Source organism: Bacillus sp. GB_SG_008, from assembly GCF_052038115.1.
Taxonomy (GTDB): domain Bacteria; phylum Bacillota; class Bacilli; order Bacillales; family Bacillaceae_G; genus Bacillus_A; species Bacillus_A rhizoplanae.
The window spans coordinates 71,276-89,732 of sequence record NZ_JBPZSK010000003.1; the positions used below are offsets into that span (position 1 = coordinate 71,276).

At 36.3% G+C, this 18,457-nt stretch carries 18 protein-coding genes and 4 pseudogenes; 8 read left to right on the plus strand and 14 right to left on the minus strand.

Features of this window, described 5'->3' with window-relative positions; all coding sequences use genetic code 11:
- Positions 1 to 87: 87 nt before the first annotated feature.
- Positions 88 to 537 carry an amidohydrolase family protein gene (locus ACTDJC_RS08060; RefSeq protein WP_255258111.1) on the minus strand — a complete coding sequence of 150 codons (450 nt, stop codon included), beginning with the start codon at positions 535 to 537 and terminating at the stop codon, positions 88 to 90.
- Positions 538 to 577: 40 nt separating this feature from the next.
- Complete coding sequence (locus tag ACTDJC_RS08065; protein ID WP_440603105.1) at positions 578 to 745, minus strand: DUF1427 family protein; 168 nt, start codon at positions 743 to 745, stop codon at positions 578 to 580.
- A 277-nt stretch (positions 746 to 1,022) separates the two neighbouring features.
- On the opposite strand from ACTDJC_RS08065, the gene ACTDJC_RS08070 reads away from it, so the two are divergent.
- The 5 genes from ACTDJC_RS08070 (at position 1,023) to ACTDJC_RS08090 (ending at position 5,713) form a co-directional block, all read left to right on the plus strand.
- The gene (locus ACTDJC_RS08070) at positions 1,023 to 1,580 is read left to right on the plus strand and encodes an NADPH-dependent FMN reductase (protein ID WP_440603106.1); all 558 of its coding nucleotides are present in this window, start codon (positions 1,023 to 1,025) and stop codon (positions 1,578 to 1,580) included.
- Between the two features lie 204 nt (positions 1,581 to 1,784).
- Complete coding sequence (ycaC, locus tag ACTDJC_RS08075) at positions 1,785 to 2,429, plus strand: isochorismate family cysteine hydrolase YcaC (protein WP_440603107.1); 645 nt, start codon at positions 1,785 to 1,787, stop codon at positions 2,427 to 2,429.
- Positions 2,430 to 2,629: 200 nt separating this feature from the next.
- On the plus strand, positions 2,630 to 3,274 hold the full coding sequence (locus ACTDJC_RS08080) for a hydrolase (RefSeq protein WP_098308568.1): 645 nt from the start codon (positions 2,630 to 2,632) through the stop codon (positions 3,272 to 3,274).
- On the plus strand, positions 3,271 to 3,864 hold the full coding sequence (locus tag ACTDJC_RS08085; RefSeq protein WP_098308566.1) for an antibiotic biosynthesis monooxygenase: 594 nt from the start codon (positions 3,271 to 3,273) through the stop codon (positions 3,862 to 3,864). Before ACTDJC_RS08080 ends, ACTDJC_RS08085 begins: the two co-directional genes overlap by 4 nt.
- A 13-nt stretch (positions 3,865 to 3,877) precedes the next feature.
- Positions 3,878 to 5,713, plus strand: a complete 1,836-nt coding sequence (locus ACTDJC_RS08090) for an amidohydrolase (protein ID WP_440603108.1) — start codon at positions 3,878 to 3,880, stop codon at positions 5,711 to 5,713.
- A gap of 168 nt (positions 5,714 to 5,881) precedes the next feature.
- Here the strand turns inward: ACTDJC_RS08090 and ACTDJC_RS08095 are convergent, their stop codons facing one another.
- The 8 genes and pseudogenes from ACTDJC_RS08095 to ACTDJC_RS08130 form a co-directional block, all read right to left on the minus strand.
- Positions 5,882 to 6,589 carry an IS6 family transposase gene (locus ACTDJC_RS08095; protein ID WP_440603109.1) on the minus strand — a complete coding sequence of 236 codons (708 nt, stop codon included), beginning with the start codon at positions 6,587 to 6,589 and terminating at the stop codon, positions 5,882 to 5,884.
- A 141-nt stretch (positions 6,590 to 6,730) separates the two neighbouring features.
- Positions 6,731 to 7,279 (minus strand): annotated as a pseudogene (locus tag ACTDJC_RS08100) (FMN-dependent NADH-azoreductase); the annotation flags it as partial.
- A gap of 128 nt (positions 7,280 to 7,407) precedes the next feature.
- Positions 7,408 to 7,542 (minus strand): annotated as a pseudogene (locus tag ACTDJC_RS08105) (DDE-type integrase/transposase/recombinase); the annotation flags it as partial.
- Between the two features lie 58 nt (positions 7,543 to 7,600).
- Positions 7,601 to 8,479, minus strand: a complete 879-nt coding sequence (locus ACTDJC_RS08110; RefSeq protein ID WP_440603110.1) for a LysR family transcriptional regulator — start codon at positions 8,477 to 8,479, stop codon at positions 7,601 to 7,603.
- 53 nt (positions 8,480 to 8,532) lie between these two features.
- Positions 8,533 to 8,742, minus strand: a pseudogene (locus ACTDJC_RS08115) (DMT family transporter); the annotation flags it as partial.
- 151 nt (positions 8,743 to 8,893) lie between these two features.
- A complete protein-coding gene (locus ACTDJC_RS08120; RefSeq protein ID WP_440603111.1) occupies positions 8,894 to 9,340 on the minus strand; it encodes a MarR family winged helix-turn-helix transcriptional regulator in 447 nt (148 codons plus the stop codon).
- A 404-nt stretch (positions 9,341 to 9,744) separates the two neighbouring features.
- Positions 9,745 to 10,935 (minus strand): MFS transporter, encoded by a 1,191-nt coding sequence (locus ACTDJC_RS08125; RefSeq protein ID WP_440603112.1) that lies wholly within the window; start codon positions 10,933 to 10,935, stop codon positions 9,745 to 9,747.
- A complete protein-coding gene (locus ACTDJC_RS08130) occupies positions 10,928 to 11,071 on the minus strand; it encodes a hypothetical protein (RefSeq protein ID WP_176524567.1) in 144 nt (47 codons plus the stop codon). The genes ACTDJC_RS08125 and ACTDJC_RS08130 overlap by 8 nt, the downstream gene beginning before the upstream one ends.
- 232 nt (positions 11,072 to 11,303) lie before the next feature.
- On the opposite strand from ACTDJC_RS08130, the gene ACTDJC_RS08135 reads away from it, so the two are divergent.
- Entirely contained in the window at positions 11,304 to 11,882 is a 579-nt protein-coding gene (locus ACTDJC_RS08135; protein ID WP_176524565.1) for a TetR/AcrR family transcriptional regulator, read from the plus strand.
- Between the two features lie 525 nt (positions 11,883 to 12,407).
- Here ACTDJC_RS08135 and ACTDJC_RS08140 read toward each other — a convergent pair.
- Positions 12,408 to 12,521: pseudogene (locus ACTDJC_RS08140) on the minus strand (DUF6262 family protein); the annotation flags it as partial.
- Positions 12,522 to 12,635: 114 nt separating this feature from the next.
- On the opposite strand from ACTDJC_RS08140, the gene ACTDJC_RS08145 reads away from it, so the two are divergent.
- Together ACTDJC_RS08145 and ACTDJC_RS08150 are read left to right on the plus strand one after the other, a co-directional pair.
- A complete protein-coding gene (locus ACTDJC_RS08145; protein WP_098308554.1) occupies positions 12,636 to 13,061 on the plus strand; it encodes a MarR family winged helix-turn-helix transcriptional regulator in 426 nt (141 codons plus the stop codon).
- A 3-nt stretch (positions 13,062 to 13,064) separates the two neighbouring features.
- Entirely contained in the window at positions 13,065 to 14,102 is a 1,038-nt protein-coding gene (locus ACTDJC_RS08150) for a beta-carotene 15,15'-monooxygenase (protein WP_440603113.1), read from the plus strand.
- Between the two features lie 263 nt (positions 14,103 to 14,365).
- Here ACTDJC_RS08150 and ACTDJC_RS08155 read toward each other — a convergent pair whose 3' ends face one another.
- The 3 genes from ACTDJC_RS08155 to malS all read right to left on the minus strand — a co-directional run bounded on the left by ACTDJC_RS08155 (position 14,366) and on the right by malS (position 18,442).
- Positions 14,366 to 15,298: a response regulator gene (locus ACTDJC_RS08155; protein ID WP_440603114.1), complete on the minus strand. Its 933-nt coding sequence runs from the start codon at positions 15,296 to 15,298 to the stop codon at positions 14,366 to 14,368.
- A gap of 4 nt (positions 15,299 to 15,302) precedes the next feature.
- Positions 15,303 to 16,613 carry an ATP-binding protein gene (locus tag ACTDJC_RS08160; RefSeq protein WP_440603115.1) on the minus strand — a complete coding sequence of 437 codons (1,311 nt, stop codon included), beginning with the start codon at positions 16,611 to 16,613 and terminating at the stop codon, positions 15,303 to 15,305.
- Between the two features lie 95 nt (positions 16,614 to 16,708).
- Positions 16,709 to 18,442, minus strand: coding sequence for an oxaloacetate-decarboxylating malate dehydrogenase (gene malS, locus ACTDJC_RS08165; RefSeq protein ID WP_440603463.1), 1,734 nt, complete (start codon positions 18,440 to 18,442; stop codon positions 16,709 to 16,711).
- Positions 18,443 to 18,457: the final 15 nt, after the last annotated feature.

Below are 18,457 nucleotides of genomic sequence, written 5' to 3' on the forward strand. Positions count from 1 at the left end.
TGTTGTGGACTCTAAGCATGAAACTCTATTGTTCCGATGAATTCATTTTCTGTTTTTGTAACAATTCCCCATCTAATACTTTTTTCATCATGAAATTAACCTAAAAGACGAAGCAATCCGATTAATTTCCTCTAAGGTCGGCATCCGTCGTTCCTGAAATTGAAACTCAGTCCACCTTCCAACTACTCGAACCCAATGAGGGGCGAGGGTTCGATCCACTTGTTTTTTCAACTTGCGCAAAGCATCAGCCACCGATGGAACTCCATCCCAACGTAGCTCTAAATTTAAATTTAATCCTCCACGTATGAGATGAATGTGGGAGTCATTTAATCCAGGAATTAGGAGTCGCTTATTTGCATCAATCACTTTAGTCGAAGACCCTTTGTATTGCATTACATTTGAATCGTTACCCACAGCTAAGAAACGGTCACCTCTAATCGCAACTGCTGTTGCCATCGGATTAGCTATGTCCATAGTCACAACATTTGCATTGTGAATCAATATTTCTGCCTCTAAAGTGTTTGTTTCATGCGACATAATCTAATTACCTCCTTATTAAATAACGTTATGTTAATAATCATTGATGGTTTAACCACATCTTAGTCCAAGGAACTAGCCGTTCTCCTAAGAACATGCTAATTAGACCTATTAATCCTAGAATAGGAGGAGCAGGTCCCAGAATACGAAGTGTTTGCAAAAAAAGCCAAGGATGATACCTGTACCTAAAACTAATAAAGCAGAACAAATTAACTATCTTCCTTAAACAAATGGTCTTAATTGCTGAACATTCCTCATATTCAATTCTAATAACAAAAATAGGTGACTATCAATATTGTTCTATCTATAGAATGTATAGGTAAAACCAATCAATTTTATGGTAAAAATAACTATAGTTACCATCTATAGAAATTATAGATAATTTAGAATTGATTAATGAATTGGTTTTCAAATACTATAAATTTGTATAGCGCTTCATGTTCTGTGAATGCTGCTATAACTAATATAACGAAAGGAGGAAATATATGACTAAGACCATAGGCCTTATTTGTGGTAGTTTAAGAAAAAACTCTTATAATCGAATCATTGCTCAATCATTAACAGGGATGGATGATTCCCATCAATTTCGTTGGATCGAGATAAATGATCTACCTTTGTTCAATGAAGACTTAGAAATAAGTGTTCCAGAAACAGTGACATCATTTAAATCTGCTATTCAGGACGTTGACGGTATCATTATTGTAAGTCCAGAGTACAATTCTGGAATTCCAGGCGTATTAAAGAATGCATTGGACTGGGCATCAAGACCTCGGGAATCTGCTGTTCTTAGCAGAAAACCAGTTGGTTTAATTGGTGCAACTCCTGGGGGATTAGGTACTGTTTATGCTCAAATGCAAATCAGAGAAATACTAGAAGCCATGCAAGTTCATGTTCTTCCATTTCAAAAAGTACTGATTTCCCAAGTACATGAAAAGATTGATTCCGATCAGAAAGTACTTACTGACGAACAAACAAAACGTTATCTTCAGCGTTATTTACAACAATTTATAAATTGGATAGATAAAGCTCCTATTTTAGATTAATAAAAGGAGATCAAGCATTTAAAAAAATTAGTCTAACTATTTTTCTGATTTTTAAGAAAATTATTGACGTGTCATAAGCTTATAGATAAATTAATTTTAACGGTCAGTTTAGTTATAAACTAATCGTAACAAACGAAGAAATTTATGATAATATTCCACTTTTTAAACTTTCTTCGATTACTTAATTTTTAGGAGGAATACATAATGTCTGATCTCTATTCTCGTATTAACAAAGATGATGCTGTCGTTCTTTTAGTAGATCATCAAACTGGTCTTATGTCCGGACTAGTACGTGACTATGGTGTTGATGAATTCAAGAACAATGTTTTAGCTCTTGCTCACACTGCTAAGTTTTTTGATTTACCAGTTATTTTAACAACAAGCTTTGAAAACGGACCTAACGGACCTTTAATGCAAGAATTGGTTGATCTCTTTCCTCACGCACCAAAAATAGCTCGACCTGGACAAATTAACGCATGGGATAATGATGATTTTGTAAAAGCAATCGAAGAAACTGAAAAAAAACAACTTATCATCGCGGGCGTAGTTACGGATGTTTGCGTTGCTTTCCCGGCACTTTCCGCTATAAAAGCTGGATATGAAGTATTTGCTGTTACTGATGCTTCAGGAACTTTCAGTAAACAAGTTGCAGATGCTGCCAATACGCGTATGGCACATAGTGGCGTGCAACTTATGAACTGGTTTAGCGTAGCGTGCGAATTACAACGCGATTGGCGCAACGATGTCGAAGGTTTTGGCAATTTGCTTGCTAGTAATCTTCCAGGTTATCAAAATATAATTGGAAGCTATATGGGAGCTCAGCGAGATCTTAGTAAACAAAATGCATAAATTTATTCCTAAGAAATAGCTATAAATCACTTTTTTTAAAAGTGGATAGTATAAATTTAGCGCTGATTTAATCAGCGCTCCCTTTTAAATTAAGAAGTATAGAAAGCTTTTATTTTTACGATTACAGCTGAAATTAACAGAAAATATAATTGTTTCAAAAAACTTTATTTGAAACAATTCAAAAAAAGGAGTGTTTTATTATGAGTAATTTAGAATTGTTAACCCCGGAGAACAGTGCATTAATTTTGATCGATTTTCAGCCTCAAATGACTTTTGGGGTTGCAAGCATTGACAGACAAACATTGATTAATAACGTTATGCTGCTTGCTAAATCAGCAAAAGCTTTTAACGTACCTACTATTCTTACTACAGTTGAAACACGCAGCTTTTCTGGTTATTTTTGGCCACAAATTCTTGACATATTACCAAACCATGAAATTATAGAACGTAGTTCAATGAACTCTTGGGAAGATTCAAAATTTGTTGAGGCAGTTAAAGCAACAGGTAGAAAGAAATTGATATTTGCAGCACTTTGGACTGAAGTTTGCCTTGCATTCCCTGTGCTTGAAGCAATTAAAGCTGGCTATGAAGTTTATGCAGTTGATGATGCTTCAGGTGGTACTAGTTTGACAGCACATAATGCTGCTATGCGTCGTGTAGAACAAGCTGGAGCAATTCCAGTGACAGCAATTCAAGTTTTACTTGAATACCAACGTGATTGGGCACGCAAAGACACTTATGATGCTGTTATGGAAATTGTAAAAGAACACACTGGCGCTTATGGTCAAGGCGTGGAATACGCATATACTATGGTACATGGCGCGCTTCCAAGCAGGAAAATATGAAACAAGAAAGAGTAACTGTCGGAGAAACTCATACAGGGAACACGATGGATGCTGGCGGTGCAGTAACAACGATTGTTACATGGGAAATTCAAGAAGGTAGAGAAAAACAGTTTGAAACATGGAGACATGAAATCGAAGCTGCCGCTACTAAATTTCCAGGGCATTTAGGCGTAAATCTAATAGTCCCCAATAACGGATCCAGGGAGTATACTGTTATTTTTCGCTTTGATACGTATGAGCATCTACGTGCTTGGCAAGAATCAGATATTCGTCGAGATTTGTTAAAAAAGGCAGAACAATTTCAAGCTACTAATCCAACTTACAAAACTGAAAGCAGTTTGGCTTATTGGTTTGTTACTCCGAAAACGCCAGTTCCACCGCCAAAATGGAAAATGTCTATTGTTACCCTTCTGGGTGTATGGCCTCTTAGCATGTTGGTTCCTAAAGTGATAGGACCTATTATAAAAAATATGAATCCTATTATGTCAGCTTTTTTTGTTTCTGTATGTATAGTGTCCTTACTATCATGGGTAGTCATGCCGATTCTCGGTAAAACATTTCATCCATGGTTACAGAATAATAGGAAGTAGATGAGGTGTGAACATGAATTTACCGGATATGATCTTATATAACGGAAAAATCACTACCCTTGACCCATCTCAGCCTGAGGTATCGGCTATCGCCATAACTGATGGTTTAGTCACTGCAGTAGGTGGAGATGAGCTTCTTGATAGTGCCACAGAAAAAACCAAAAAAATAGACCTTAAAAGAAAGAGAGCTATTCCGGGCTTGAATGACTCTCATATACACGTTATTCGTGGAGGTCTTCATTATAATATGGAATTGCGCTGGGAAGGTGTGCCATCACTTGCTATTGCTCTGGAAATGCTCAGAGAGCAGGCAAGGCGTACACCTGCTCCTCAGTGGGTAAGAGTAGTTGGAGGTTGGTCTGAATTTCAATTTAAAGAGAGACGGATGCCAACTTTGGAAGAGATTAATGCTGTTTCTGAAGACACGCCTGTCTTTGTGCTACATCTTTACGATAGAGCACTTGTAAATCGTGCAGGGCTGCGTGCACTGGGATACACAAAAGATACCCCAGACCCTCCAGGCTGTTTAATTGAGCGGGATAAACGAGGTAATCCAACGGGGCTTTTAATTGCCAATCCTAACGCTTCTATTCTTTATTCAAGTTTGGGTAGAGCTCCAGTACTTAATTTTGACGACCAGATTAACTCAACTCGCCACTTTATGCGCGAATTAAATAGATTAGGTATTACAAGTGCCATTGACGCAGGTGGTGGGTTCCAAAATTATCCTGATGATTACAAAGTTGTTGAACATTTAGCCGAGAAGGAACAATTAACTTTGCGTATTGCGTATAATCTATTTACGCAAAATCCAAATCATGAATATGAAGACTTTGCTTCATGGGCAAAAATTGTTTCTCCGGGTCAAGGAAATGATAAGTATAAAATGAATGGTGCCGGAGAAATGTTAGTATTCTCGGCAGCCGATTTTGAAAAATTTCAAATGCCGCGGCCCGAACTAGCTACGGTGATGGAAGCTGACTTAAAGAAAGTAATTTCTCTATTGGTGGAAAACCGTTGGCCATTCCGTTTACATGCAACTTATGACGAGTCAATAACACGTTTCTTAAATGTTTTTGAGGAAGTCAACAGAGAAATTCCTTTTAATGGTCTACGCTGGTGGTTTGATCATGCAGAAACAATCTCAGATCGTAGTATGGAACGTGTTAAGGCTTTAAATGGCGGTATCGCCATCCAAGACCGCATGGCTTTCCAAGGTGAATACTTTGTTGATTTATACGGAAAAGAAGCTGCAAAGCGTACTCCTCCGATTTATCGTATGCTAGACCTGGGTATACCTGTTGGCGCCGGTAGTGATGCAACCAGGGTTTCCAGCTATAACCCTTGGGTTGCTCTTTACTGGATGGTTGCCGGAAAAACCATTGGTGGTCTTTCGATATACGATAAAAAAAATAAACTTGACAGAAAAGTAGCCCTGGAACTATATTCCAAAGGAAGTGCGTGGTTCTCTGGTGATGAAGGTAAAAAGGGAACCCTTGCAGTAGGTCAGTTTGCTGATATTGCTGTATTGTCTGCTGACTACTTTACTGTGCCGGAAGAAGAAATCAAAGACCTTGAATCATTACTCACCATTATGGGTGGGCAGGTTGTTTATGGAAATGATGAATTTAAAAATTTGTCACCTGAATTGCCGCCAGCATCACCTGATTGGGCACCGACGGGAGTTTATGGTTATGGTGGTGCTAACCTAGCCCACAATATACTTTCTCACGATGCCCATGATCATAAGTTACATAGTTGCAGTAACCCTCTCCATCAACACACTCATACCGTAATAGGAAAAGATGGAACTAAATGGGGTATTGGTTGTACTTGCTTTGCTTTCTAAGTCAGAACCACCGGTCTAATGCCGGTGGTTTTCTTTCTACAATAAGGGTTTGGGACCGAGGACGGACCCAAATAGTAATGGTATTAAGATCATAATGGTAATATGGGTTCTGGTGCAAAGATAAAATAAAAGAGAATATAGCTTATATATTTCTAGCGGAATTCTATTTTATGCTGTAAGCCCAAACAATCGATGGATGAATTCTTTCTGGTTTTGAACAGACTGATGCCGTAAATCAATCTGTTCTTTTTTAATCATATGCATAGCTTCCACTCCTGCAAGAATGGATGTAGCTGTGCAAAAAGACTTGAATCCTAACATAAAACGTACACGTTTCTTAATAAAACGATGATCTTGCTCTATAATATTATTCAAATATTTGAGCTGTCGGATTTGGATGCCTACGGGCATCTGTTTTTCTTTCTTTAATTTTTTGATAGCAATTGGATAAGCTGGATTTTTATCAACGGTAATTATACGAGGTTTAGAAGCATGAAAAGACCGCAAGGCTTTCTTGAAGAATCGCTTCGTAGCCTTATGATTTCTTGTTTTACTTAGGTAAAAGTCAATCGTGTTTCCTTCGGAATCAACCGCATGGTATAAATACATCCACTGTCCTTTTACCTTTATATACGTTTCATCCACCCTCCATGAATCATTCGTTTGCTTGAGATAGCGTCGAATTCGTTTATCAGACTCCAGACCATATTGATGAACCCACCGCATAATGGTTGTATGTGCTAAGGATAGTCCTCGTTCTTCCATCATTTCCACCAAATCACGAAAACTTAGATTGTACCGCAGGTACCAACGCACTGTTAACAAAATGATGTCTGGTTGATAATGCCTCCATTTGAGCAAATCTCCCTTTTTCATACTTATCACACACCTTTGTTAAAGTAATAGTATCAGTATGTCCAAGTTTAGGAGATTACTTACAAGGGCATTAGAGTTTTTGCACCAGAACCGAAAAAATGTCCAAACAACAAGTGTTTGGACATTTTTAGGCATTCTATATTAGAAACGTTTTACTAATTCACGTGCATTAACAATTGCTGCTTCTTTAATTTCTTGTGCTTTTTCAGGGTTTGCATTCATTCCCTCAACTGCAATATATTCAGTATCATTTACACCGATGAATCCTAATACTGTTTTCAAGTGATTGCGACCAAAGTCTACAGCTGCGTATGCTCCTTCAGAATACACGCCACCTGTAGCTTGAATGTGAAGTGCTTTTTTGCCTTCTAATAAGCCAACTGGACCATTTTCAGTATATTTGAATGTTTTACCTGCGATTGCTAAGTTATCTAAGTATGCTTTTACTACTGGTGGATAGCTAAAGTTCCACATAGGGGTTACGAATACATAACGATCCGCATGCATAAATGTTTCTAGATTTGTGTTCATTGCTGCAACTTTTTGTTGTTGAACTTCAGTTAAAGTTTCAAAGCCTTCACCTGCTGCAAATTTACCCCAAGTAGCAAATACATCTGCATCGATTGCTGGTACAGTAGTATTGAATAAATCAATTGTTACAACTTCGTCTTGCGGATGCTCGTTTTTATAAATTAGTCTGTTCTTTTTTGATCATATGCATGACTGCTAATCTCAAAATAATAGATGTAGCCGTGTCAAGAGACTTGAACCTTAACATTGGAAGGACTCAGCTCTTAATAAAATGAGGAACAGGCGCATATGAAAAGATACTTGGCTGATTTGATTTTTCCATTTTTCCTTAAATAAAAGTCAATGGTATTCCCTTTTGAATCGACTGCACCATACATATACATCCACCGCCCTTTGACTTTAATATAGATCTCATCCCAAGATTTATAGATTATTTTCAATTTTCCTGAAATTTTCACGCTAGAATCATTATTGTATCTATTATACTGATACTTTTTCAGGATCATTTAACTTCTGCATAAAGATACGTGCTGCAAAACTTAAAAATTTATCATCAAAGTGAATAAGATTAATATCTTGACTTGGTGTTGGATCAACAATACGAACTATGCTCAAGGAATCATTATTAACAAAATCAGCCAGTGAGAGTGGTATTATGGCAACCCCATGTCCATTGCATACAAGACTCAATAGAGAAATAGAAGATTTTGTTTCTATATTTGCCTCAGATAAAGATAACCCTAAATTTTCACAATATATCTTAATTGATTCACGACAACTGCTTGAAGCCATTATTCTACTCAGCCCTACTAATTCTCGAAAAGAAACAAATGATTTTTCATTCAAAGGATGATTTTTTGGAACCACAAGGACGAGCTCTTCCCTATACAAAAGAGTGCTTGTTAATGTGTCTGGAGTTTGAAAACTACGTGTGATCCCTATATCAATATTTTTTTCAACGATTTGATTTACAGCAACTTCTGATTCTATGATTTTTACTAAGATGTTAGGATAGTGTTGTTGAAATTGCATAATATAAGGTGTTAAATAGGTGAGGTCCTCTAATAACCCTCCTATAGTAATCACACCTCTTTTCACACCCTTTAATTCAAAGATCTCATTATGAACCTCGTCAAATAGCTGCATGATAAATTTACCTTTATCAAATAGTAACTTACCTGCTTCTGTAATTTTGATACCTCTTCCAACTCGATGAAATAAAGGTGTATCAAGTTCACCTTCTAACACACGTATTTGTTGACTTAAAGTCGGCTGTGAAATACCTAGAACTTCCGCAGCTTTAGTAAAACTACCATTATTACAAACTTGAATAAAATACTCTAAATGGCGTAATTCCATTGTTGACACCCACTCTCAGCTTTTATTAAAGATTCACTCTTAAAAGAACACTTAGCCCCCGCACTATATAAGTAGAGCGGGATTCCTTTATGAATCTTAATTTTTAATTTTCTCACTAGTAAAATGATAATAACCGCAATCAATCCAACAATGTGAATAAGAACGCTGGCTTTATAGTTTCCTATAACTTCTGATAAGATGCCGTTTAATGGGATTATAAGTGCGATGAGAGCACCAATAAGTGCGGAAAGTAATTTATACATACCGCTTCTCCCTTGCATTTTTAAGGTTAATTTATCATGATTAGATTAACGAGTATTATGACATATGTCATAATACAGAGGGGATTTTTTACTTTTATTCAATTTATATTTAATTAGGATATTACTAATTCGAGATATATGTTCAAAAAATTTATAGTTCTTGCGCATAATATCCTAATTTTTTCAACTGTTCGATTATCACTTTTTTCTCACTAGAGCCCAAACCACCAAATATTTGCCGAATCGCCTCTTTATGCTGAGGGAAAATAGTATCCATCAATTCAATACCTTCTGAAGTAATTGACGCATACGTGACACGGCGGTCTTTAGGACATGGTTTTCGTATTAAGAACCTCTTCTTTTCCAACTTATCAACTACATACGTGATACTGCTACTTGCAAGTAATATTTTGTCTCCAATTTTTTGTATAGGCTGATCGCCTTTATTGTATAGTAACTCAAGAACTGCAAATTCAGTTGGATTAAGTCCATAACTTTTTATATCTTCTTCAATACGCTTTGTGATTGACTGTACTGCTCGTGATAATATAACAAATAACTTTAAAGATAAATTCTCATCATTATTAATCACACTCATAATCACCAATCCTTTGTAAAATATTTCTAATTCGAGATTTATTATATGATCGTCAAAATATTATGTCAATAATTCATTTTAGTTTTATCAAACCACTTATAATTTATTTCTCAACATGAGACGTATGGAATCGTAATAAGTCAATTGGTAATATATAGACATCTCAATTACGTTATTTCTTTTAAAGAGAGCTTGTTTTTTGACACAAGCTCTTTTTTTATCATAGTCTACATAGAATTCAGACATATTTTACATGGTGAGTTTTGTACCCTTACAGCGATAGAGACAAAAAATCTGGTTCTGGTGCAAAAACCTCAAAACAATTGCAATTAATCTCTAAAGCTTGGACATACCAAAACTTAAGCAGTCAGACGAATCCTGACTGCTTAAGTTTAATTAAAGAACTATTTCTCTGTGGCAAAATAAAACAGTGCTATGATTGGAAAAGCGATTCCCATCCATAATGCTGCACTCCATCCCCCTGAGGCGTATGCCCATCCTCCGATAGAGGATCCAACAGCACCACCCAAAAAGAAAATAGCCATGAATAATCCGTTTAATCGACTACGAATTTCTGGCTCCAAAGAGAAAATCAAACGTTGACTAAGCACAAGATTTGCGGATACTCCCATGTCCAACAGAATAGCTGCAACTACTAAAACAGCTATTCCAACGGGCGAACTACTCTGAATCATGAGTGGTAGTAATAAAGAAACGATAACAACAGCGAGAGCTATCCCAGTGGTAAGCCGAGTCCATCCGCGATCAGCTAGACGGCCACCTACTGGCGCAGCTATCGCACCCGCAATTCCGACAAGAGCATACAGTGCTATATCTTTCTGAGAAAAATGAAAAGTAGGGCTAGACAATAATAACGGAACAGTAGTCCAGAATAAGCTGAAAGTCCCGAATACACACGCATGATAAATTGCGCGACGGCGTAAGATCGGGGTAGTTCGCAGTAGTTTCCACATTGAACCGAGTAAGGCCGTATAGTTTGTGTTTGCCATTGGCCTCCTAGTAGGGAGTACTTTTGATAATATGATCGCTAAGAGAAGAATTACTGCCGCAGACAAGGCAAATATTGCATTCCATCCCCAAATGTCAGCTACTAGGCTTGATATCGGACGTGACAGCATGATGCCAAGTAACAGACCACTCATGACATTACCAACAACGCGACCGCGTGTAGCTTCTGATGCAAGGTATGACGCAAAAGGTACGAGAACTTGTGCTGCGACCGATCCCAATCCGATGAAGAATGAAGCCACTAGGAAAAGAATTCCGTGTTTCACAAATACTGTGGCAGTCAGGGCGACTGTACTTAGAAGTAAAGATATAACTACTAGCTTTCGGTTTTCAACAATATCTCCTAAAGGCACAAGAAATAGTAAGCCGACAACATATCCAATTTGAGTTAGCGTTACAATCAATCCGGCACTACTAGTAGAAAGTCCAATTGCAGAGCTAATTAACCCAACCAAGGGCTGTGCATAATAAAGATTAGCTACGATGATACCACATGCAGTTGCTAGAAGTATGGTTAACCCCGTTGAAATATCTTTATCAATTGTTTGATTTTTTAAATTAGACATAGTTAACTCCTCCTATACCATTATCCCGAAGTTCTTGGATCATCTTGGCAAATGCTGCCGCAGTGTCAGACGCCATTTTACTAAATTGAGTCTGAACTGCATCCAACTCTTCTTTCAAGACTTTCAATTGTGCCATCTCTCCCCTCTCTTTTCCCATGTATTATTGTAATAAGTTCTTGTGGAGTCTTAGGCTTAGTTGCATCAGTTAACATCGTAAGATTTTTTAACTATTAAATACTAAACGTTTAGTTCATTAATTAAAATAAATAATATACTAAACGTTCAGTTTTGTAAATGGGTTATTTTATTTTGTATTCAAATTAAGTATACTAAACGTATAGTTTATATTTTTGAAAGGAATGATTAATGTGCAAAGTAAAAGAGGTCGGCCGCGTAATGTCGAAACGCATAAGTCTATCCTTTCCGCATCCTATGAGTTATTGTTGGAAAAGGGCTTTAAAGCGGTCACGGTCGATAAAATTGCAGATCGTGCTAAAGTTAGCAAGGCCACGATTTATAAATGGTGGCCTAACAAGGCCGCTGTGGTAATGGATGGTTTTCTTTCTGCTACCGCTGCCAAGTTGCCTGTGCCTGATACGGGCTCGGCATTAAATGATATTCTAATTCACGCCACGAGTTTAGCCAGGTTTTTGACAAGTCGGGAAGGGATCATTATTACGGAGTTAGTAGGCGAAGGGCAGTTTGATTCAAAATTGGCTAAGGAATATCGTACCCGATATTTTCAGCCCCGGCGACTCCAAGCTAAGCATCTTCTGGAGAAGGGAATTCAGAGAGGAGAATTGAAAGAAACTCTCGATATTGAAGTAAGCATCGATCTCATTTACGGGCCGATTTTCTATCGTTTGCTCGTAACTGGCGAAAAGTTGGATGATTCCTATGTGCATCATTTGGTGATGAATGCATTTGAAGGAATCCGATTGACCTGAATAACATTCGAACAAAAATTTATTTACCACGAAATTGCCGATTCTCCACTCTCTCGATATAAACCGTCATGACCTTTCATCACTTTAATATAGCTGAGCGATATCGACCACCGGAGAATCAAAGAGCACTTTTTGAATCTATACCTGACCGATAAACTGGGTTTCCAACCACATTAATGAATTGGATAGTGTGAATTTAGAGAGTATTGAGGAGCATTATATTATACGGATACAAATTTATCTTAAGTTGATGGGCATGGGATACCGCCAACATTTCGGAAATTTTGTACGCTAAGCGAATTTTAACCTAAAAAAAGTCGAATTCCTGTACGCTAAGGAACCGACTTTTTTAGATTGGCTTGTTCAACTATCCTGCTCCGTTAGTTTAAGTACATTCCTTCACAATATTATCTATATATTAACATGAATATCCAGTCTTCTTTAAAGGTGTTGTTCAATTATATGGCCCGATTGTGGAAAAACAAGAGCTTTTTTGTCCCACTAAATAAGATCTGCCTTATCAAACTAGAACTTTTTATAAACCTCCGCGTATACACTTTTCAATTGCTCACGTAATTTTTTATTTTCTTCCTCTAACTTCTTATCCTTACGTTTAAGCGATTCAATAAGAGCCTCCTTTTATTATACAACAAACGCGAAAACATTCTGATTATTAACATTTATTCTATGTACTTTTAATTTAGTTTACTTTATAGTTAAGTTAACTTAATTATTAAGCGAGGTGTTTTATGTATGAAAAATGATCTTATTCAACAAATTAACAGTTTACAAAATCATTTAAACGTTCAATTAGCAAGTAGATTTGAGCATAAAATTGATAATCAACTTACAGCTAAGCAAGTTTTATTATTAGAGCTAATCCGGATAGGTATCACTTCAACGAAAGATTTAGCTACCCAATTGAATATTTCAACGAGTGCAGTTAGTCAACTTCTTAATAAATTAGAAACAAAAGAATACATTACCCGCAATATTAATAAAGAAAATCGTCGTGAAATCATATTAAAATTGGCGATAAAAGGCGAGCGGTATTTCGAAGAATTGCAAATGCTCGAAGATGAAATCAATCACAATGTTTATGGACAGCTACCCTTAGAAGACTTGAAACATTTGGTCCGTATACTTGAAAAATTAAATACGATTGTAAAAGGGGAATAATCTATGTATGTGATTAAAAGAGGAAAGTACATTTGGTTATTATTGCTTTTCGCTATTTTTTGTAGTAATTATATGCTCTATCACACGCAAATAGGAAATAATCTTCTCCCACCAGAAACAAATATGGTAGTATTAGGGTCATTATTAGACCTAATTATTATGTTGCCTTTATTCTTTATGTTGTATAGCAAGAAGTTTTCTGTAAAAACAGCGATTATTTTATCAGCGACAGGATGTATATTAGCTAGGTTTCTAATTCCAAATCATCTTTTAGAACCATTTGTAGCTATTACTTGGGCTGGAATTGTAATAGAGGCTGCGTTAATCATCTTTGAAATTATATTAATTGTTACATTTGTTCGTTACATGCTAAAAATCGTGAGAAAGGTGAAAATGAGCAAATTACCGGTAGTTTTTTCTTTCCCACATGCAATTGATGACTATGTAAAGAAAAATTCAATTATCCATGTGATTTGTTCAGAGGTGATGATGTTTTATTATGCTTTCTTCAGCTGGAAAAAGGCGCCACCTACAGGTATAACACTATATAAAAGTTCAAGTTACATAGCATTTCAAATCATGATGATTCATGCAATTGTTATTGAAACATTAGGTTTCCATTGGTGGCTTCATGATAAATCGATGGTTATTTCGATCATCTTATTAGTTCTTAATATTTATTCTGTAATTTTTTTCTTAGCGGATATTCAAGCTATTCGATTAAATCCAATTTATATAAACAATGGATCTATGTTTCTCTCTCTTGGATTATTAAAGCGTACAGAAATTCAATTTAAAAATATTGAGTGTATTATCGAAGATCCAGCGATTCTAGAAAGTAAGTTATCGAAAGATACGATTGATTTTATTGTACGAGATTTTGAAAAAGTTTATCCAGACATGATTTTAAAAATGAAAAAACCTGTAAGAGCAACACTATTTATGGGAATTCAAAAAGAATATTCACAAATAGCTATTCGTTCTGACAATCCAACACAACTTAAAGAAATTATTTTAAATAAAATAAGAATAAAAACCTAGATTTTTAAAATAGTCTATTAAACTATCTATTTGAGCTGCTGGTCCTTCTTGAATAGAACCAAAATAAAAAATCCATATTTTCTTTTAGATAACTAACTTTAAAGAGCCTTGCTACATAAAAATTGTAGGAAGGCTCTGATTTTTTTAGCTAAAAATTAAACGACCTTATTAGCTCTATATAATCCTTATATATACACAAAGATGTTTGCTACAAACGAGCAAACATCTTTTCTTTCAGCATTCTTTCTCAGAACAGTATTCACTTAGTCTACTTCGGTCAACCGCTTCGCTTCAAAATATAACACTTGAATAAACTTCTTCGTATTAATTCTCGTATGTCCAGATGAGGCTGGTTCATCTTTTGTCAGTTCTGTCATACGTTTTCGTATAATTGTAAAATCAAAAAATTTCGGAGCATAGCTTTCAAACTTCGGATTTGAAAAATCTGTTAAACCGAGAGAAGCTAAATGATTTAACGATTGATAAATCGCTCGGCGTACTCGTTGTTCAGAAGCTTTTCTTTCTTTATCAATCTCCGCTTCCGAAGCCGTTTCTCCTAATTTTTTAACAGTAATATGTTGAAAAATATCTTTTAATGCTGGGAATCCATACTCAAAGGTTTCTTTCTTTTCTTGCCCAAATAAATATTCTAACATACTCAGTAAATCTTTACTTCCGTTCTCTCCGGCAATTCCGAGTTCCGATAATAAATATTGGCCCGAATCAATAATTTTTTTCTCTTCTAACTGTGGTTCACTTCGTAACCCAGGCTTCTCCCACTGAAATACATTATTTAATGATTTTTGAATATCTTGAATGGATCGTTCTAAACGAATACGTTCTATTACTTTTCGTACAACTGACACAACTTCAATTTTATTAAGAGGTTTTGTAATATAATACTCTACCCCAAGGGAGTAAGCTTCACCAATTAATTGCTTTGATTCTACTTGAGAGATCATAATCACTTTTCCTGCAAATGACGGGGCAATGTTTCGAACAGTTTCAATCCCATCTCGAAGGGGCATTAATAAGTCAATAAATAATATATCTACTTTTTTAAAATTCAACTGATCTCCTTCTATGAAAGCTCCATCTTCTGCTTCTCCTACTATTTCTCCAAGGTCTTCATCTTCAATGATTTGTGATAGCATAGAACGAAATACTTCGTCATCATCTACGATGTAATAAAACATCCCCTCACCCTTCCTTAGTCAGACTAGACTCCGGCAGTCTCACAATAAACTTGCAGCCTCTTTCATTGTCTCCGTCTTGTAGTATAACCTCTCCCCCGAGTTCCGTCACCATCTCTTTTATATAAGACAGTCCAATTCCTGTTGATGGCGTTCCTGTTTGATCATACTTCGAGGTAAAACCAGGCTTAAACACTAGCTCCTTATATTTCACTGGGATTCCCGGACCATTATCCATCACTTCAAATATGACGAACGCATCTCTCTTCTTTACCTGAATTGTAATGGCACCAGTGCTATCAACTGCTTCCACAGCATTGGCAACTAAATTATTTAAAATCGACAAAACAGTGTATACATGATACTGCGTATGCTCCCCTTCTAAACGTTTAGAAAATGATATTTTTTTCTCTAATAACTGCGCATACTTCTCGTTAATTCTTATAATCATTTCTATTAGTTCATTTCCATTTATATATTCTGAAAGATTTTTATCTAAAAGAAGTTTGGATAACCCCGCAAAAATTCTTTGATTATCTTTTTTTATTTCGTGTACTTCCCCTGCAATTTTCAGCGCCTTTTTACTATACGCTGCTATGTCATTTTCAGTGTTTCCTACTTTTTTCTGTTGTAAGTTCCGATATAGTTGATACGCTTCTTGTGTAATCATTTCCGCATTTTGCAGCGTTTTCTTTAAATGAACAGATTCCACATACAAATTAGAAAGATGCATAAACATCTTTTCATTTTCTTTCCGAACCTGAGCTTCTTTTAATTTTGTTTCATATAAATTCATCATATTTAAAAAACCGAGAGCAAAAAAGCTCCGAAAAATAGCAATAATAATAATTTTATTGAATTCTGAAACTGTAATCATCGTCCCAAGCACAAAAACGTGATAGAAAGCAAGTTCTGACATACTCGAGATAATTTCAATCGTTATCCCCAAACATCCAATGATAAATGGTTTCTGGTGAAATCTGTTTACTTTACATAGTGAAAAAAGACTTCCATAAACGAAATAGTAAAAAAAGACTGGATAACGCATAGAAAAGGAGTCTGAAAAATGAAAAGAACCTTGCAGCATCCAGTCAAGACCAATGCGAAATGTTACAACAGCTGCGCCAACAATTATACCCGCTAAAGCAGCTGGAATTTTCCTTAAAAATAATAATAAAAAGAAAAAAAGCGGTGTTCCAAAGCTAACACGAAACGTATCATTAAATGGATGAAAATTCAGTTCTCCAGCGATCGGAACAATCAAAATTGCAAGGATTAAAATTGAAATATCTTTCTTCCATAATTGACGCCAGTTCAAATATGCCACTTCCTATTATTTAGTATTCTTATCTTGACTCGTAATATTGAAACATAATAAGGAAAGCCCGCTTATTATATAAACGGGCTTTATTTCTATAGTGTTACCTTTTCAACTGCTTTTATTTGACGATAAACAGGTTGCCACATTGCAGCTTGAACAGCCTTCCTGATATCGTTATCATTTAATTCCTCACGAGCAACACCTTCAGATACTGCCGCTTTTGCCACTGCAATTGCAACTATCTCTGAAATATTACGCAGTTCTTCTACTTCTGGAAGAATCGGTGCACCAGGCTGACTTGTATCTACCATACTCGCTACCGCTTCTGCCGCTGCTGCAAACATGCCATCCGTCATCACACGAGCATGAACAACAATTGTACCAAGACCAAGACCCGGGAAGATAAGCGCATTGTTAGATTGTCCGATTACATAAGTAACACCATTATATGTAACTGGCTCAAACGGACTTCCCGTCGCAACAAGTGCTCGTCCTTCTGTCCAAGAAATTAAATCTGCCGGCTTCGCTTCTGCAAGAGGTGTCGGATTAGACATTGGTAAAATAATTGGTCGTTCCACATGAGCTGCCATCTCTTTTACGATTTCTTCTGTAAATGCCCCAGCAACTGTTGATGTACCGATTAAAATAGTCGGTTGTACATGTTTCACAACTTCAGCAAGACCAATCACTTCAGTTGTTTTCCATTCTTTCACTTCTGATTCTTCACGCGCATACGGACGTTGGAAATCAAGAAGATCCTCCATGTTATCTGTAAGTAAACCATTACGATCAATACACCAAAAACGGCGATTTGCTTCTTCCTCTGATAAACCTAGGCGTACCATCGCATCGCGTACTTGATCTGCAATTCCAATCCCAGCAGTACCCGCACCGAAGACAACAACGCGATGTTCACAAAGCGGAATACCAGAAGATTTCACAGCTGATAACACTCCTGCAAGTGAAACAGCACCTGTTCCTTGTATATCATCATTAAATGTACATACATTATCGCGATATTTATCTAAAATTCTACGTGCATTTCGTGAGCTGAAATCTTCCCAATGTAGTAATGCATTCGGAAACTTGTTACATACAGCCTTTACAAATAAGTCAATAAATGAATCATACGCTTCTCCAGTTACACGCGGATGACGATTTCCAATATAAAACGGATTATTTAATAAATCTTCACGGTTCGTACCAACATCTAAAATAACAGGTAATACACGGCTTGGATCGATACCAACTGCCGCTGTATAAACGGCTAACTTTCCAATGGCAATATTAATACCACCTACGCCCCAGTCACCAATTCCTAAAATACCTTCACCGTCTGTTACAACAACTAAATCGATATTTTCTGCGGTTGCACCCATGTTATCAAATGCTTCTTCAATGCCGCTTGGATCATCAATTGATAAATATACACCGCGTGGTTTACGATACTCATGACTATATCTTTGAATCGCTACACCAACAGTTGGTGTGTATACAATTGGAAGCATTTCTCGCAAATGATCTGTGAGCAAACGATAAAATAATACTTCATTACGATCATGCAATGCTGTTAAATATACGTTCTTTAACAAGTCATCAGGCTGTGAACAAAACTGCTCATACGCACGTCGCGCTTGTTCATCTAACGTTAACACAGCTGGTGGTAACAATCCTTTTAATCCTAGTTCTTCTCTTTCTTCAGCTGTAAAAGCGACACCTTTATTTAAAAGTGGTGTTGCTAATACTTCTACTCCTCGTAATGTCGTTTTTAACGTTCCATCCGAGGAAACCATAAATTTACTCATACAATCCCTACCTCTATTTATATATACCATTTCTAT

Bases quoted from the DNA above. Each gene is read 5' to 3' on its own strand.
- ACTDJC_RS08085 (WP_098308566.1), top strand. From the start codon at position 3,271: ATGAAACAAGAAAGAGTAACTGTCGGAGAAACTCATACAGGGAACACG.
- ACTDJC_RS08060 (WP_255258111.1), bottom strand. From the start codon at position 537: ATGTCGCATGAAACAAACACTTTAGAGGCAGAAATATTGATTCACAAT.
- ACTDJC_RS08150 (WP_440603113.1), top strand. From the start codon at position 13,065: ATGTATGTGATTAAAAGAGGAAAGTACATTTGGTTATTATTGCTTTTC.
- ACTDJC_RS08095 (WP_440603109.1), bottom strand. From the start codon at position 6,589: ATGAAAAAGGGAGATTTGCTCAAATGGAGGCATTATCAACCAGACATC.
- ACTDJC_RS08070 (WP_440603106.1), top strand. From the start codon at position 1,023: ATGACTAAGACCATAGGCCTTATTTGTGGTAGTTTAAGAAAAAACTCT.
- ACTDJC_RS08130 (WP_176524567.1), bottom strand. From the start codon at position 11,071: ATGGCACAATTGAAAGTCTTGAAAGAAGAGTTGGATGCAGTTCAGACT.
- ACTDJC_RS08090 (WP_440603108.1), top strand. From the start codon at position 3,878: ATGAATTTACCGGATATGATCTTATATAACGGAAAAATCACTACCCTT.
- ACTDJC_RS08145 (WP_098308554.1), top strand. From the start codon at position 12,636: ATGAAAAATGATCTTATTCAACAAATTAACAGTTTACAAAATCATTTA.
- ACTDJC_RS08110 (WP_440603110.1), bottom strand. From the start codon at position 8,479: ATGGAATTACGCCATTTAGAGTATTTTATTCAAGTTTGTAATAATGGT.
- ACTDJC_RS08080 (WP_098308568.1), top strand. From the start codon at position 2,630: ATGAGTAATTTAGAATTGTTAACCCCGGAGAACAGTGCATTAATTTTG.
- ACTDJC_RS08155 (WP_440603114.1), bottom strand. From the start codon at position 15,298: ATGTTTTATTACATCGTAGATGATGACGAAGTATTTCGTTCTATGCTA.
- ycaC (WP_440603107.1), top strand. From the start codon at position 1,785: ATGTCTGATCTCTATTCTCGTATTAACAAAGATGATGCTGTCGTTCTT.
- ACTDJC_RS08120 (WP_440603111.1), bottom strand. From the start codon at position 9,340: ATGAGTGTGATTAATAATGATGAGAATTTATCTTTAAAGTTATTTGTT.
- ACTDJC_RS08125 (WP_440603112.1), bottom strand. From the start codon at position 10,935: ATGTCTAATTTAAAAAATCAAACAATTGATAAAGATATTTCAACGGGG.